12 protein-coding genes and 1 tRNA gene are annotated in these 15,054 nt (G+C 73.9%); 5 read left to right on the top strand and 8 right to left on the bottom strand.

The window, feature by feature from the left end; all coding sequences use genetic code 11:
• Positions 1-57: 57 nt before the first annotated feature.
• Positions 58-1,218: a M14 family zinc carboxypeptidase gene (locus tag EUS26_RS07890; RefSeq protein ID WP_130012872.1), complete on the top strand. Its 1,161-nt coding sequence runs from the start codon at positions 58-60 to the stop codon at positions 1,216-1,218.
• Positions 1,219-1,243: 25 nt separating this feature from the next.
• On the opposite strand, the gene EUS26_RS07895 is transcribed toward EUS26_RS07890, so the two are convergent.
• From EUS26_RS07895 to EUS26_RS07905, 3 genes are all read right to left on the bottom strand, one after another.
• Positions 1,244-2,110, bottom strand: a complete 867-nt coding sequence (locus EUS26_RS07895; protein WP_130012874.1) for a uracil-DNA glycosylase — start codon at positions 2,108-2,110, stop codon at positions 1,244-1,246.
• Between the two features lie 72 nt (positions 2,111-2,182).
• A tRNA-Leu gene (locus EUS26_RS07900) sits at positions 2,183-2,256 on the bottom strand.
• Between the two features lie 11 nt (positions 2,257-2,267).
• Positions 2,268-4,754 (bottom strand): M14 family zinc carboxypeptidase, encoded by a 2,487-nt coding sequence (locus EUS26_RS07905; RefSeq protein ID WP_130012876.1) that lies wholly within the window; start codon positions 4,752-4,754, stop codon positions 2,268-2,270.
• A 160-nt stretch (positions 4,755-4,914) separates the two neighbouring features.
• Here EUS26_RS07905 and EUS26_RS07910 point away from each other — a divergent pair, with 160 nt between their 5' ends.
• Together EUS26_RS07910 and EUS26_RS07915 are read left to right on the top strand one after the other, a co-directional pair.
• Entirely contained in the window at positions 4,915-5,811 is an 897-nt protein-coding gene (locus tag EUS26_RS07910; RefSeq protein ID WP_130012878.1) for a Bax inhibitor-1/YccA family protein, read from the top strand.
• Positions 5,812-5,825: 14 nt separating this feature from the next.
• Complete coding sequence (locus tag EUS26_RS07915; RefSeq protein WP_202865083.1) at positions 5,826-6,152, top strand: hypothetical protein; 327 nt, start codon at positions 5,826-5,828, stop codon at positions 6,150-6,152.
• Positions 6,153-6,202: 50 nt separating this feature from the next.
• Here the strand turns inward: EUS26_RS07915 and EUS26_RS07920 are convergent, their stop codons facing one another.
• The 5 genes from EUS26_RS07920 to EUS26_RS07940 form a co-directional block, all read right to left on the bottom strand.
• The gene (locus EUS26_RS07920; RefSeq protein ID WP_130012880.1) at positions 6,203-7,168 is read right to left on the bottom strand and encodes a DUF808 domain-containing protein; all 966 of its coding nucleotides are present in this window, start codon (positions 7,166-7,168) and stop codon (positions 6,203-6,205) included.
• A 226-nt stretch (positions 7,169-7,394) separates the two neighbouring features.
• Positions 7,395-8,618, bottom strand: a complete 1,224-nt coding sequence (locus EUS26_RS07925) for an acetyl-CoA C-acetyltransferase (RefSeq protein ID WP_130012882.1) — start codon at positions 8,616-8,618, stop codon at positions 7,395-7,397.
• A gap of 196 nt (positions 8,619-8,814) precedes the next feature.
• The gene (locus tag EUS26_RS07930) at positions 8,815-9,798 is read right to left on the bottom strand and encodes an NAD-dependent epimerase/dehydratase family protein (protein ID WP_165368547.1); all 984 of its coding nucleotides are present in this window, start codon (positions 9,796-9,798) and stop codon (positions 8,815-8,817) included.
• The gene (locus tag EUS26_RS07935) at positions 9,798-12,554 is read right to left on the bottom strand and encodes an alpha/beta fold hydrolase (protein ID WP_238148858.1); all 2,757 of its coding nucleotides are present in this window, start codon (positions 12,552-12,554) and stop codon (positions 9,798-9,800) included. Before EUS26_RS07935 ends, EUS26_RS07930 begins: the two co-directional genes overlap by 1 nt.
• Before the next feature lie 16 nt (positions 12,555-12,570).
• Positions 12,571-13,593, bottom strand: a complete 1,023-nt coding sequence (locus EUS26_RS07940; RefSeq protein ID WP_202865084.1) for a 3-oxoacyl-ACP synthase III — start codon at positions 13,591-13,593, stop codon at positions 12,571-12,573.
• 150 nt (positions 13,594-13,743) lie between these two features.
• Here EUS26_RS07940 and EUS26_RS07945 point away from each other — a divergent pair, with 150 nt between their 5' ends.
• Entirely contained in the window at positions 13,744-14,631 is an 888-nt protein-coding gene (locus EUS26_RS07945; RefSeq protein ID WP_130012886.1) for a hypothetical protein, read from the top strand.
• A gap of 197 nt (positions 14,632-14,828) precedes the next feature.
• A partial coding sequence (locus EUS26_RS07950) for a hypothetical protein (RefSeq protein WP_130012888.1) occupies positions 14,829-15,054 on the top strand: 226 nt, incomplete at its 3' end.

Genomic DNA, 15,054 nt, shown 5'->3' on the forward strand with positions numbered 1-15,054 from the left:
GCTACCGCCGGGTAGCAGATGTGGTGGGGATCACCCCCCATCGTCGAAGGAGACACCATGAGGAAGTCCACCCCCGTCCTGTCCGGCGCCGCGCTGGTCGCGCTCGTCGCCGGCGGAGCCCTGCCGCTGAGCGCCCAGGCCATCCCCGAGAACTCGCACTGCGGGACCGAGGCCGGCGACAACAACACCGCGTTCGTCGACTACTCCCAGCTGACCCGGGAGGTCCAGCGGCTGGAGCGGACCACGCAGGGGCGGGTGGACGTCGAGGTGGCCGGGCAGAGCAACCAGGGCCGGGACATCTACGTGGCGCGGGTGGGGGAGGGTGACACCGTCATCTACGTGCAGACCCAGATCCACGGCAACGAGAACCACGGCACCCAGGCGCTGCTCAACCTGCTGCGCGAGATGGGTGGCAACACCGCGGAGGCCCGCGAGCTGCGGGAGAACATCACGCTGGTCGGCATCCCCCGGCTCAACGTCGACGGCGGCGAGAACGACACCCGGCAGAACCAGATGTCGTGGGCCGACGTGGTCGAGGACTTCCCGCAGCTCGCGGGGGTGGAGCCGGCCTGGAACTACCGCGACTCGGTGCCCGGCTTCGACGTGAACCGCGACTTCAACCCTGACCTCGACTACGTGCCGCAGCCCGAGGACTTCCCGGGCGACAGCGCCGACACCGGGTGGTACATCACGCCCGAGGCGCAGACGTCCCGGGACGTCTACCGCGGGCTGGAGCAGGAGTTCGGCACCGTGGACTACTTCGTGGACCTGCACAACCAGTGGTCCTGCTACAAGCAGGAGGGCACCGACAACATGTCCCACCTGTCGATCTCCGGACGGTTCATCTCCGACCCCAGCGAGTTCGGTGACTGGCCCGAGTTCGACTACGACGCCTCCCGCCGGGCCAACGTCGCGGTCTACGACGCGCTGCAGGGCCGGGGAGAGTCCGGCTTCGGCGACCTCACGCTCTACCCGCAGGACATCAACCTGCCGGGCACCGCGCTCGGCTCCTTCGCCCTGCGCGGGAGCGCGACCGTGCTCTTCGAGACCTCCAGCCAGACGCAGTACGACGGCAACAAGCGCAACGGCTACCTCACCAAGCAGGTGGAGGTGGGCCTGCGTGGGCTCATGACGGCGGTGGCCGACGGCAGCATCAGCCAGATCGACCCGGCCGACTACGAGCAGATCCCCAACCGGGTGTTCCTGCCGGCCGACTGAGCCACCCGCACCGCCGCCGGCCGGCTCACAGCCGGGCGATGACCTGGTCCAGCATCGCCTCGGTGAGCCGGCCGGTGAAGGTGTTCTGCTGGCTGACGTGGTAGCTGCCCAGCAGCCGCACCGGGCGCCCCGTGGTGCTGCGCAGCCCCACCTCGGCGCCGTGCCCGAAGCGGGGGCGGGGGCGCGGCACCTCCCAGCCCGCGCGCCGCGCCGCGGTGAGGAAGGCGTCCCACCCGATGCCGCCCAGCGCGAGGACCGAGCGCAGCGTGGGCTCGACGAGGGCCAGCTCGCGGTCCAACCACCCCCCGCAGGTATGCCGTTCGCCCGCCGTCGGCGCGTTGCCCGGCGGCGCGCAGTGCACGGCGGCGGTGATCCGCACCGATCGCAGCTCCAGGCCGTCCCCGGCGTGCGTGGAGCCGGCCTGGCTGGCGTAGCCGGCGCGGTGGAGCGCGGCGTAGATCCAGTCACCGGACCGGTCCCCGGTGAAGATGCGGCCCGTGCGGTTGGCCCCGTGGGCGGCGGGGGCGAGCCCGACGACGAGGATCTCCGGGTGGGGGTCGCCGAGGCCCGGGGCCGGGCGTCCCCAGTAGGGCTGGTCGGCGTAGGCGGCGCGGCGGGTGCCCGCCACCTCCTCGCGCCAGGCCACCAGCCGCGGGCACGCCGAGCAGACGCTGACCCGGGCGTCGAGGGTGGCCAGGTCCCGGGCGCCGGCCGCCAGCCGGCGCACCCCGGCCTCGCTGCGGGCCGAACGGGTGCCCGCCGGCGCCGGGTCCTGCGGCCAGCCCGTCCCCGGCGGGACGGGGGAGGGAAACGGCTCACCGGTGACCGGGTGGGGGTCGCCTGGACGCGGGGTGACCGGGGTGACCTCGTCCGGGGAGGGGCGGTGCTGCATACCCCCCATCCTGCCCGGGCCCACCGGCCGGCACAGCGGGGGTCGGCGCCGGAGGTCACGGACCGTCCTGGGTGCCCCCGGCGGGACTCGAACCCGCACTGAACCCATTTTAAGTGGGCTGCCTCTGCCGATTGGGCTACGAGGGCCGGGCCCCGGCCTACCCGGCGTCCGCGCCGACCCAGAGCAGCGCCCGGGCGACCAGGGCGAACTGCCCCTTCGGGTGCGCCCGGAACATCGGCTCGGTGCCGAAGAGCACACCGCGCGAGCCGTCGGTCTCAGCGCTGACGACCACCGCCTGCCCGGCGGCGGCGTCCGGACCGCCCTCGCCGGCCGACGTGGCCCGCCAGTGCCCGCTGACCAGGGGCTCCTCGCCCAGTCGCTGGTCGACGCGCACGCCGTCACCGAGCCCGGTGAACCAGACGGGGGAGTAGACGAAGGTCTCCGGGGTGGCCGCGGCCGAGACCGGGCTCGCCGGGTCGTTCTCGACGTGCACCACGCCGTTGGCGTCGCTGCGGCCCCGCACGGCGGTGGCCTCGACGAGGTCCACGGCGTCGTTGAGCCGGGCGCCGGCCACGCCGCGCCCCACGATGCCGCCGCCGTCGGCGAGGAAGTCCTGCACCTCGGCGCGGGCCTCGTCGGACAGGTCGGCCCAGCTGAGGCCGCTGGAGACGTAGAGCGCGTCCAGGTCGGACAGATCCAGCCCGTCGTTGAGCGCCGCGCTGCTGACCTCCTGGACGGTCAGGCCCATCTCGGTGAGGGCCCAGCGCTCCTCGGCGCTGCCGGAGAAGCCGACGACGCGGTCGGAGGCCTCCAGCACCTCGCCGGACGCCCCCTCGGGGGCGGCGGCCAGCTCGACTCCGAAGGTCTCCACGACGTTGTTCGCCGCCCAGGGGTAGTCCGCCGGCACGAGCAGCGCGCCGTCGGGCAGCAGCTCGACCGGCACGCCCTGCTCCAGCAGCAGGCTGGCGGCCTGCACGTCCGCCGGGTCCTCCATGGGCACCAGCCAGCCCGAGCCGCTGTCCGCCAGGGACCCGGTGGGGTCGGCGCCCTCGACGAGGCCGCCGCTGATCCGCAGCGGGTCACCGTCGGGCACGGTGTCGACGTCCGCGCCCCACAGCAGGGCGTGGCTCCACCCGGAGATGTCGTACATCGCGTCGACGCGGTCGGAGATGTCGGTGCCGCGCCCGAGGATCGTGTTGGCCATGCCGCGCTTGGCCTGGTGCATGTCGACGACGTAGCTGCCGGCCGGGTAGGACCGTCCGGCGAGCAGCCGGTCCTGCTCGAGCCGGGTCACCTCGATGTCGTTGGCGACGAGGAAGTCGACGAGCCGGGCCGCGGCGGGGGCCGAGCGCTGGCCCTCGCCCACCGGGATGACGTAGGCGCGCGGGTAGGACGTGGTGTAGACGTCCTCCGGCCCGATGACGCCGTCGAAGAGCCCCACCTCCACGGGCGTCTGCGGCTCCCCGGCCTCGCCGCGCCGGAAGATCTCGATGTGGTCGGCGAGCAGCTCGTCGCGGTGGTCCGCGGCATACTCCAGCGTCCCCGAGATGGCCGCGAAGGCGATGTCGGTGTTGATCGCCGAACGCCGCTGCAGCTCCTCGGCGGGCAGGTCGTAGGACGCGTTGTTGACGCGCAGCGGGATCTCGATGGTGTGGGCGACCGCACCGTGCAGCGCGGCGTACTGCGGGGTGAAGATGGGCGGCCAGTCGTCCCAGCCCTCGTCCCAGTCGCGCAGCGGGATCTGCACCGGCCGCACCCCGTCGCTCTCGTCGTAGCCGAGACCGTTGATCGCCTCCTCCATGCCCAGCCCGTTGGGGTAGGCGTGCTTGATGAAGAGGTCGTACTCGTAGTTCTCCCCGTGCGGGGGCGTCGTCGGCTCGACGAGGGTGCCGTTGACGTAGCCGTGCAGGTCGAGCATGAGCAGCGGCTGGGTGGCGATGAGGGCGTCGCGCACGGCGACGGTCTCCGGCTGGGTCGCGGTGACGAAGTCGCGGTTGAGGTCGAAGCCGGCGGTGTTGCGGCGGGTGTTGTCGTGCCGGCCGTCGGGGTTCATCGAGATGACGAGGTGGATGCGGGAGCGCTTGAGCAGCTGCTTCACCGCGGCGTCGTTGCTCGTGGCGTACTCCTCGACGAGCCGCAGCGCGGCGTCGGTGCCCTCGAACTCGTTGCCGTGGATGTTGGCGTTGACGAAGATCGGGGTCTTGTACTGCTGCGCGAGGCGCCGGTCCCGCGCCGCGGCCGCCGGGTCCTCGGTGATGAGGTCGCGGTAGGCCGCCTGACGTCGCGCCTGGTTGGCGTTCTCCTTGGCGGTGAGCGTCACGAGGTAGACCTGGCGGCCCCCGGGGGTCTCGGTGAGGACCTGGGCGGAGACGCGGTCCGAGCTCGCCATCGCGGCGTTCAGCCGCGGCGCGATCTCGTGGTATGCCGTGAGACCGGGCTTGAGGGCGGCGTCGGTCTCGTCCACCGGCGGCTCCGGCAGCGGGTCCTGGTGCGGGTAGGCCGCGTCGCTGACCGGGTGCGCGGTCACGGGGGCGGTGGTGACCTGCGCGGACGGGCCGGCCAGGGCCGGTGCGGCGGCCAGGCCTGCGCTGAGGGCCAGGGTCAGCGCGACGGTCGTCGCGGCCGGGCCGGTGCGGTGTGACATGGGTCTCCTCGTCGTGGGGCGCACGTCAGGATAGCCGCCGTCACCGACCCGCACCAGGCGCGCCTCGTGCTCCGGAATCCCCCGGGGCGCTCGCACGTTTATCCTGGTGACACCAGACACCGCGGTCGCAGGGCCCGGTGCCGAGCTACTTGGAGGTTCCATGGCCGTCAACCCGGTCTTCAACCGCATCGACAAGGAGGCCGCCCAGGGCGGGTATGCCGGTTTCGGCAGCCAGCAGCAGGGCGGCTACGCCCAGCAGGGCTACGCCCCGCCCCAGGGTCAGCCCACGTTCCCCGCCGGCTACCAGCCCGGCCCGAGCGAGAGCATGTCCGACCAGCAGCTGCGCGACCTCTACGACCAGCCGCCCGCCGGCCCCGCGCAGACGGGCCGTCTCACGCTGGACGACGTCGTCGTCAAGTCCCTGATGCTCTTCGGCATCGTGCTCGCCGTCTCCGCGGCGACGTGGATCGCCGTCGGGCCCCGGCCCGGGCTCGCCATGCCGGTCTGGCTGCTGGGCATGTTCGGCTCGCTCGGCCTGAGCTTCGCGATCGCCTTCAGCAAGAAGGTCAACGTCGGCCTCATCGTGACGCACGCCGTGCTGCAGGGTCTGTTCCTCGGCGCGGTCAGCGTCACCTTCGAGGCCCTCTACGAGGGCGTGGTGACGACCGCCGTCGTGGCCACCATGGCGACCTTCGCCGGCATGTTCATCGGCTGGAAGGCCGGCTTCATCAAGGTGACGAGCAAGTCCCGGCGCATCTTCGGCATGTTCGCGATGGGCTACCTGGTCTTCCTGCTGGTCAACCTGGGTGCCTCCTTCCTCGGCTTCGGTGACGGCTGGGGCCTCTACGGCGGCCCGCTGGGCATCCTGATCTCGCTGCTGGGTGTCGGTCTGGCCTCCTACAGCCTGGCGATCGACTTCGACTCGATCGACCGCGCGGTGGGCGGTGGCGCCCCGGAGAAGTACTCCTGGCTCCTCGGCCACGGTCTCGTCGCCAGCCTCGTGTGGCTCTACATCGAGTTCCTGCGGCTCTTCGCGATCCTGCAGAGCAGCGACTGAGCACCCCGCACGACGTGAGCGGTATGCGGCCCGCCGGCAGCTCGTCTGCCGGCGGGCCGTCCGCTGTCGTCGACACCGAGACCGAGCGGGTCGTCCGGCGCTGGCAGCAGCTGCCGCTGGACCGGGCGCAGGCGGCATACCCCGGGGTGCGGGGGGTGGTGCAGGAGCTCGCCGACGCGGTCGCCGACCGGGTGGGTGAGGAGCGGGCGACGGTGCCCGACCTGGGACCGGGCGTGGTGGTCGACCAGCTGCGCGTCATGGTCTACGACTGGCGGCAGGCGGACCTGCCCGTGGCCGACCTCGCCGAGAGGCTCACCGCCCTGCGCCGCGGGCTGCCCTGACGGACCGCCCAGCGCGGCGGCCCGCCCTGACCTGAAGGGTGGCAGGAGCCTCAGTGGGCCCCGGCCTCCGCGTGGTCGTCGTCCTTCTTGCCGATCGGCAGCACGGCCACGACGCCGACGATCACCAGCCCGACGACGAGCCCGAGGATCGCGGAGAAGAAGGTGTTGGTGAGCCACGCCAGGGCGCCGGCGACGGCCGGGATCCATCCGGCGACGACCTCCTCGGCGTGGTGGACGAACTCGTAGATCGGGTGGAAGCCGAGCTCGTCGATCCCGACGAGCAGGATGTGGCCACCGACCCAGAGCATGGCGACGACCCCGACGATCGACAGCGTCCGCAGCACGATGGGCATCGCCTTCACCAGGCCGCGACCGAACCGTTGCGACCCCTCTGAGTCGCGCTGGGCCAGGCTCAGCCCGATGTCGTCCATCTTGACGATGAGTGCCACCGCGCCGTAGATGAGCGCGGTGATGGCGAGGGCCACGACGACGAGGATGATGGCCCGGTTGAGCACCGGCTCGTCGGTCACCTCGTTGAGCGCGATGACCATGATCTCGGCGGAGAGGATGAAGTCGGTCCGGATGGCGCCCGAGGTGACCTTCTTCTCCGCCTCCGGGCCCTGCTCGACCGCAGGCTCGTCGTGGGCGGAGTCGTGCCCGACGCCGAGCCACTCCAGCACCTTGTGGGCGCCCTCGTAGGAGAGGTAGCAGCCGCCCAGCATGAGGATCGGGGTCAGCAACCAGGGGACGAAGATGCTGAGCAGCAGGACCGCGGGGACGATGAAGAGCAGCTTGTTGCGGACCGACCCGAGGGCGATCGTCTTGATCATCGGCAGCTCACGGCTGGGGTCGACGCCGGTGACGTAGCGCGGGGTGACCGCGGCGTCGTCGACGATGACCCCGGCGGCCTTGGCGCCCGCGCGGCCTGCGGCGCCGCTGATGTCGTCGACGGACGCGGCGGCGATGCGGGCGAGGGCCGCGATGTCGTCGAGCAGGGCGGCGAGGCCGGCGGCCATCAGGTCACCTTTCGGGGCAGGAGTCGGTCGGCGTCAGGGTACCGCTACGGCGGTGCCCGACGCCGCACGACGTGGACGTGCGCGCACGCTGCATACCCCGCCCCCGACGCCGGCCGACCCGCGCCCCGACGCAACCTGAGCAGAGAAAGATGCCCGAGTCGGGGGTTGCAGCCACTGCCTGGGCGGCCTTTCTCTGCTCAGGAGGCGAGGAGGGCCGGTCGGGCCGTCAGGAGAGCCGCTCGATGACCATGGCCATGCCCTGGCCGCCGCCCACGCACATCGTCTCCAGGCCGAACTGCCCGTCGTGGGTCTGCAACGCGTTGATGAGGGTGGTGGAGATGCGGGCGCCGGTCGATCCGAAGGGGTGGCCGAGGGCGATCGCGCCGCCGTGGACGTTGAGCCGGTCCTCGTCCATGCCGAGCGCGTCGGAGGAACCGAGCACCTGCACCGCGAACGCCTCGTTGATCTCGTAGAGGTCCATGTCGGTGATGCTCATGCCGGCGCGGGCGAGCGCCTGCCGGGAGGCCTCGACGGGCCCCAGCCCCATGATCTCGGGGGACAGCGCCGACACCCCGGTGGAGACGACGCGGGCCAGCGGGGTGAGACCCAGCTCGGCGGCGCGGGTGTCGCTCATGACGACGAGGGCCGCGGCGCCGTCGTTGAGCGGGCAGCAGTTGCCCGCGGTGACGGTGCCGCCCTCGCGGAACACGGGCTGCAGCTGGCTGACCTTCTCCAGGGTCACCCCGGGGCGGGGCCCGTCGTCGGTGCTGACGACGGTGCCGTCGGCCAGGGTGACCGGCGCGATCTCGCGGGCGAAGACGCCGTCGGCGATGGCCTGCTCGGCGCGGTTCTGGCTGCGGACCCCCCACTTGTCCTGGCGCTCGCGGGAGATTCCGAGGGAGGTGGCGACGTTCTCGGCGGTCTGGCCCATGGCGATGTAGGCGTCCGGCAGCAGGCCGTCCTCGCGCGGGTCGGTCCAGGTCTCGTTGGAGGCGGCCATCGCCTGGGTGCGCTCGACCGCGTCGGCGAACAGCGGGTTGCGCCACGCCTCCTTGCCGCCTCCGGCGCCGGAGAAGTCGGCGTACCGGGAGACGCACTCGACCCCGGCGCTGATGAAGACGTCGCCCTCCCCGGCCTTGATGGCGTGCATCGCCTGGCGCGTGGTCTGGACCGAGCTGGCGCAGAACCGGTTCACCGTCGAGCCGGGCACCGAGTCCAGCCCGAGCAGCACGCTCACGACCCGGGCCATGTTGAAGCCGTGCTCGCCCCACGGCTCGGCGCACCCGAGGTAGAGGTCGTCCACCGTGGTCGGGTCGAGCGCGGGCACCTGCTCCAGGGCCGCGCGGATCACCCCGACGGCGAGGTCGTCCGGGCGCACGGTGGTCAGCGACCCCTTGAACGCGCGGCCGATGGGGGTGCGGGCGGCGGCGACGATGACGGCCTCAGCCATGGTGTCCTCCTTGACGCGAGCGGTATGCCGTGAGTCTAGGTGAGCGCTGCGGCGCCGCCGGGGGAGAGGTCGGGGCCGTGCCGCTCCCCGTGCCGCGCACGCCCCACCGAGCGCCGTGAGTGGTTGCCGTCGAGTGCACCGGTCGTGCCCCGATCACGGCCGACGAGGCGACAGGACCGCTGCAGTCGCGCGCGGCTCAGAGGCGACTGAGGCCCTCGTCGATGGTCACGGTCGGCCGCCAGTCGAGGACCTCGCGGGTGCGGCGCTGGTCGAACCAGTGCGCCGTCGAGAGCTGCTCCGCCAGGAAGCGGGTCATCGGCGGCTGCGTGATGGTCGGCACCCCGGGCACCCGTCCGGACAGCGCGGTCGCGCCCTCCACGGCGGCACCCAGCCCCCAGGCCAGGGGCGTGGGCAGGTGCAGACGCGGGGCGGGGGCGCCCACGGCCCGGCAGATGTCCCCGACGAGCTCACCGATCGGCCGCGGCTCACCGTTGGTGACCACCAGGGCCTGACCGCGGGCGACGTCGATGCGCTCCAGAGCAGCCACCAGGGCCGAGGCGGCGTTGTCGACGTAGGTCGTGTCCACCAGCGCGGTCCCCGTGCCCACGAGGGCCAGCCGCCCCTGCCGGGCGCGCTCGGCGATGCGGCCCACGAGCTGCGTGTCGCCCGGTCCCCAGACCAGGTGCGGCCGGACGGCGGTGGTCGGCAGCGCGTCGGAGTCCGCCTCCAGGGCGAAGAGCTCGGCCGCCGCCTTGGTGCGTGCGTAGTGCCCGCGCGCCCGCATCGGCGTGGCCGGGCCGGCGCCGGCCCCGATGAGGGACCGCCCGGTGTGCGCCACCGAGGGGGAGCTGACCTGCACCAGCCGCCCGCCGCCCTGGGCCCGCAGCCCCTCGATGACCCGGCGGGTGCCCCGCACGTTGATGTCGACGAAGTCGCGCCACGCCCCCACGACGTCCACCTTCGCGGCGAGGTGGACCACGGCGTCCTGGCCGGTGACCGCACGGTAAACGGCATCGGCGTCCCGGATGTCCCCGAGCAGCTCGCGGTGCCGCCCGCCGCTCGGGCGGCGCTGCATGACGGTGACCTCCCAGCCGCGCGCGGCCAGCAGGTCGGCCACGGCACCGCCGAGCATGCCGCTGGCGCCGGTCACCAGCACCCGGCCAGGTGACGGCCCGCTCATCAGCGGCTCCTCGTGCGGGGGGCCCCGCCGCGCCGACGGCGACGCCCGCCGTGCAGGACACCCTCGGCCCAGCCCGCCAGGGCGGTGCGGTCGACCTTGCTCGCGTGGCGCACGTCCACCGGGAGCCACTCGCGCACCAGGACGGCGGCCACCGGGACCCCGGCCGCGGCCCGGGCCCGTGCCGCCAGCTCCGGCGCGGCCAGGGCGGCAGACCCATGGGGTGCCCCGGTGGCGCGGGCCAGGGGCCCGCCCCGCTCGGTGGGGACCAGCACGAGGACGACGAGCTGGGTGCCGGCGGGCCCGACGCCCACCACGGCCACGTCGGCTACCCCGTCGAGCCTGCGCACGCGCTCCTCGACGGGGTAGGGCGTCACCGGCCCGGCAGGCGTCGTGACGACGTGCGCGAGCCGGCCCTCCACCCAGAGCCGGCCCTGGTCGTCCAGGCTGCCGACGTCGCCGGTGCGGTGCCACCCCGCGGGCCGGGCGCTGCGCTGCTGCGCGCCCCAGCGCCGGTCGTACCGGTCCTTGACGTGCGGGCCACGCACCACGATCTCCCCGGCCACCCCCGGGGCGGTCTGCAGGTCCTCGGCCGGCACGCCCAGGGGGTCGAGGACCGCGATCCCGACCTCGACACCCGGCACCGGGCGCCCCACGCAGACCCCGGCCCCCGGGTGCTCACCGTCGGTCCCGGCCCCCGGACCCGCGGCGGGGCCCGGTGCGGTCGGGTCGTGGGTCGCGACCGGGAGCGCCTCGGTCATGCCGTAGGGGGTCTGCGTCTGTGCGCCCGGCAGGACCGCGCGCACCTCGTGCAGCAGGTCGGTGGGCACCGGGGCGCCCGCGGAGAGCACCAGCCGGGGGCGGGCGAGAACCTCGCGCTCCGCGGCGGTCAGCGACCCCGCGGTCGCGACGACGTTGCGCAGCGCGGCCGGGGCCGCGAAGACCATGCTGGCCCCGACCGCCTCGACGGCCCGGGCCAGCGCCGCGGCGGTGAGGGTGTGCGGGGCGGTGACGTCCATGTCCGGCACTGCGCTGGGCAGCCCGAGCGCCGGGCCGTAGAGCGCGAACGGGGCGAACGCCGCGACGAAGCGCTCCCCGGGGCCGAAGCCGAAGGTGTCGCGGAGCAGGGCCACCTGGGCGCCGAGCGCCCGCCGCGTGTAGACGACGCCCTTGGGCGGCCCGGTCGCGCCGGAGGTGAACAGGACCGCGCCGTCGGCGTCCTCGTCCAGACCCTCCGGCAGGGGGCCGTCGCTGCGGGCTCCCTCGGCGGCGAGCCCGGCGAGGGCGGTGCCCGCACCGTCCACCCGGATGCGCTGCCCCGGCACCCGCGTCGGCGCGGCCGGCGCGAGCGCGGGTGCGACCCCGACGACGTGCCGCGGGCCGGCGCCGCGCAGCGCGGCCCCGAGGCGGCCCAGGCCGAGCCCGGCGTCGGCGATGACCACGACCGCGCCGAGGCGCCACACGGCATACACCACGGTGGTCAGGTCGATGCCCGGGGGCACCAGCACCGCCACCCGGTCACCCGGGCGCACGCCACGCCCGGCGAGACCGCGTGCCACGGCCTCCACGCGCTCGCCGAGCTCACCGAAGGTCACCCGCCGCGGCTGGGCGCCACCGAGCTCGACGACCGCCGTCTCGTCCGGACGGCTGCGGTCCACCCTCACCGGCACGGTGGCCACACCTGCTGGGCGGGGCGAGCCGTCCCGGTCGCCGGTCGCCTCGCGCCGGGGGCTCGACCGGTCGTCCCGCGTGCCTCCCGCGCCCTCACCCGGCCCCGGGACGTGCTGCTGCGCCCACTCCCAGACCGTCCCCACGGCCTCGGGGCTGTCCTCGAGCACGAGGTGCGAGGCGGTGGGGCACACGTGCACGTCGGCGTGCGGCAGCCGCTGCACGAGGTCCTCGAGGTAGCGCTGCGAGAAGACCGGGTCCCGCGGGCCCCACACGAGCAGCGCGGGCACGTCGAGCCCGCGCACGCCCTCGGCGACGGCGTCGAGCGCGGGCCGGCTGGGGTGGTCGTCCTCGAACGGTATGTCGCGCACGAAGTCCGCGACGGCGTCCCGCCGGCGGGCGCTCGCGTAGGGAGCGGCGAAGGCGTCGCGGACGTCCCTGGGCAGCGCGGGCCGCGACAGGGCCGTGGTGGCCCGGACGAAGGCGGGCGTGGTGCGGCAGACCCGGGCGAGGAGCATCGGGGCGCGGGCGAGCCGGATCACCGCCGGCGCGGCGTGCTCGACCGGCTGGTGGACCGCGGTGTTGGTCAGCACCACGGCCGCCAGGTCGTCGCGGTGCGCCAGCGCCCAGCCGAGGCCGACCGGCCCTCCCCAGTCGTGCACGAGCGCGACGACCGGACCGGTGAGCCCGAGGGCGTCGGTGAGCCCGCCGAGGTCGTCCACCCGCTGCGCCAGGGTGCGCGGGCGTCCCGGGCGCTCGGACCAGCCCATCCCGAGCTGGTCGACGGCCACCACCCGCCACCCCGGCGGGGCCTGCTCCAGGACCCGGCGCCACAGGTAGGACCAGGTCGGGTTGCCGTGCACCGCGAGCACCGTGCCGCGCACCGGGGTGCCGGCGGCCTCCAGCAGCGGGCCGTTGTCGAGCACGTGCCAACGGCGGGTCATCCCGTCGGCGTCCGGGGCGAGGACCACCCGGGACCAGCGCGGGTCCACCCCCGGGAACGCGGTCCCGGGCAGCCCCACCTGGTCGTGGGCCGACCGGCGGGCCCGGTCGTGGGCGGACAGGCGGGGGGTGCGGGCGGGCGTGGGCACGGCTGCCTGCCTCAGCTCACCAGTCGATCTCGACGCACGTCATGTTGAGCCCGGAGCCGATGCCCATCATGAGGACGCGGTCCCCGCGCTCGAGGGAGGCGGTCTCCTTGGCCAGGGTGATCGCCACCGCGGCCGGGCCGACGTTGCCGTAGGTGGGGAAGGTCAGGGGGATGCGGGACTGGTCCAGCCCCAGCGACTCGGCCGTCTTGCTGGTGTGCACCTGCGAGACCTGGTGGACGATGTAGCGGTCCATGTCGCTCCAGTCGAACTCCTGAGCGGCGTCCGCCCACAGCTCCTTGGCGAGGCCCATGCCGGCCACGAGCAGGCCCTGCGCGTCGGTCCGCATCTCGGTGAAGTCGCCGATGCACAGCTCGTGGTGCTCGGTCGCGGCCCGGGTGACGCCCCCGACGACGCGGTGGCCCTCGGGGTGCTCGCTCGCCCGGCCGAGCAGCATGGCCGCGGCGCCGGATCCCAGGGTCAGGGTGGCGAACTGGCTGACGATGTCCTGCGCCGTGGCGTCCTCGCCGGACAGCCGCTCCAGCGTCCGCTCCTGCGGCGTCCGCGAACCCTCGCCGCACACGACCAGCGCGTAGTCGATCTGGCCGGCGTCGATCATCGTGGCGGCGAGCTGCATACCGTTGACGAAGCCGAGGCAGGCGTTGGTGAGGTCGAAGTTGAGGCAGGCGGTCGGCAGCCCCAGCGCCTGGTGGATCGAGACCGCGATCGAGGGCTCGAGGTGCTCCCGGCTGACCGAGGTGTTGATGAGGAGGCCGACGCGGCCGGGGTCGACCCCGGCCTGCTGCATCGCCTCCTGCGCCGCCTGCACGGCCCCGTCGACGAAGGTCTGGTCCTCGCGCCACCACCGTCGTTCCGAGATGCCGGCCAGCTTGGCCAGCATGCCGGGGCGCAGCCCGTTGCGGGTGTAGGAGTCACCGATCACCTCGTCGAACTCGGCCGAGGTCTTGACGACCGGGGCATCGACAGCGGTGACGGACAGCACGGCGGTGTCGCGGTGCCGGAAGGTGGCGTTGCCGGTCACGTGGTGGTTCCTGCATTCTGCTGGAGGGTCTGGACAGACGACCATTCGACCACAGCACCGCGGGCTGGGCAGAACCGACGGGCGCCGTGTGCCACGATGGTGCTACCACGACGGTCGCTGGGGCCGGCATCGCAGGAAGGGTGAGGACAGATGGGCACCACGAGGACGCGCCTGGGCGCGGTCGTCAGCGCAGGGATCCTGGGTCTCGGTCTCACCGCGTGCGCCGGGGACGCGGAGGAGGGGGCGGCGAGCTCGCCGGAGACGGCCGCGGAGAGCACGCAGGACTCGGCGGCGCAGACCGAGGACGAGGCGGCCGCCGAGGACACCGCGACCGAGTCCGAGGACGACGGCGGGGAGGCCGCCGAGGGCGAGGAGATCCCGGTCGAGGACTTCCTGGCGATGCTGCAGGAGCCCGGCGAGGACACCCTCTCGAGCTACACGCTGACGATGGACATGCAGGCCGACGGACAGGCCGTCCAGGCCGACGGCGCGGTGGACCTCGGTGGGGACGAGGCAGCCATGCAGATGATGATGTCGATGCCGGAGATGGGGGAGCTGGAGATGATCACCGTCGACGGCGAGCTCTACCTCGCCATGCCGGGGGTCACGCCGGAGGGCATGTACATGCGGGCCGGGGAGGACGTCCTCGGCCAGGCCGCGGCGATGGAGGACATCGATGTCTCCACGCAGTGGGAGGCGTGGGAGGAGGGCGCCCAGCAGGTCGTCTTCCTCGGTGACGAGGACGTGGACGGCACCGAGATGGGCCACTACCAGGTCACCGTCGACCCGCAGGCGATCGCCGAGGCCGGCGGTGAGGACGCCGCGGCGATGACCCAGGCGGTCGGGGACGAGCCGGTCGTCTACGACGTGTGGCTGGACGACGACAACCTCATGCGGCAGCTGAGCTTCGAGCTCGAGGGCATGACCGCGGAGATGATGATGGACAACTGGGGCGAGCCGCAGGAGATCGAGGCGCCCCCGGCCGACCAGGTCATGGAGATGGGCGACCTGGGCGGCACGCCGGGCACCGACGGCTGACCACGACCCGCCCCGCACGACGGGCCGCCCCCTGCTCGGGGGCGGCCCGTCGTGCGTCCGGGGAGCGGTGCGCGACGTCTGGTGGACCGCCGTGTGAACGACGTGTGAACCCTTGCCGATCCGGGCCGATCTGGTGCTCGGGGTGCCCTCGGCCGGGGCAGACTGGCGGTGTCGGCACGTCGAGACGAGGAGTGGTCATGACCTCTGGGTGGGTGCCTGTGCGGGTCGTCCGCTGGCCCGCGCAGCAGCAGGACCGGGAGTGGTGCGCGCAGCGGGCCCTGCCCTGCCTGCTGCTGGTCTCCGAGGGTGCTGCGCCGCCGCAGCCCGGGCCGGCCGAGGCCGTGCTGCCCGCCACCGCGGACGAGGCTGCCGTCACCGCCGCCGTCGACGAGCTCGCCTGGCGCGGCCCGGTCCGTGCCGCCC

Source organism: Serinicoccus sediminis (assembly GCF_004153545.1).
GTDB classification, from domain to species: Bacteria; Actinomycetota; Actinomycetes; order Actinomycetales; family Dermatophilaceae; genus Ornithinicoccus; species Ornithinicoccus sediminis_A.

Bases quoted from the DNA above. Each gene is read 5' to 3' on its own strand.
- EUS26_RS07890 (WP_130012872.1), top strand. From the start codon at position 58: ATGAGGAAGTCCACCCCCGTCCTGTCCGGCGCCGCGCTGGTCGCGCTC.
- EUS26_RS07895 (WP_130012874.1), bottom strand. From the start codon at position 2,110: ATGCAGCACCGCCCCTCCCCGGACGAGGTCACCCCGGTCACCCCGCGT.
- EUS26_RS07905 (WP_130012876.1), bottom strand. From the start codon at position 4,754: ATGTCACACCGCACCGGCCCGGCCGCGACGACCGTCGCGCTGACCCTG.
- EUS26_RS07910 (WP_130012878.1), top strand. From the start codon at position 4,915: ATGGCCGTCAACCCGGTCTTCAACCGCATCGACAAGGAGGCCGCCCAG.
- EUS26_RS07920 (WP_130012880.1), bottom strand. From the start codon at position 7,168: ATGGCCGCCGGCCTCGCCGCCCTGCTCGACGACATCGCGGCCCTCGCC.
- EUS26_RS07925 (WP_130012882.1), bottom strand. From the start codon at position 8,618: ATGGCTGAGGCCGTCATCGTCGCCGCCGCCCGCACCCCCATCGGCCGC.
- EUS26_RS07930 (WP_165368547.1), bottom strand. From the start codon at position 9,798: ATGAGCGGGCCGTCACCTGGCCGGGTGCTGGTGACCGGCGCCAGCGGC.
- EUS26_RS07945 (WP_130012886.1), top strand. From the start codon at position 13,744: ATGGGCACCACGAGGACGCGCCTGGGCGCGGTCGTCAGCGCAGGGATC.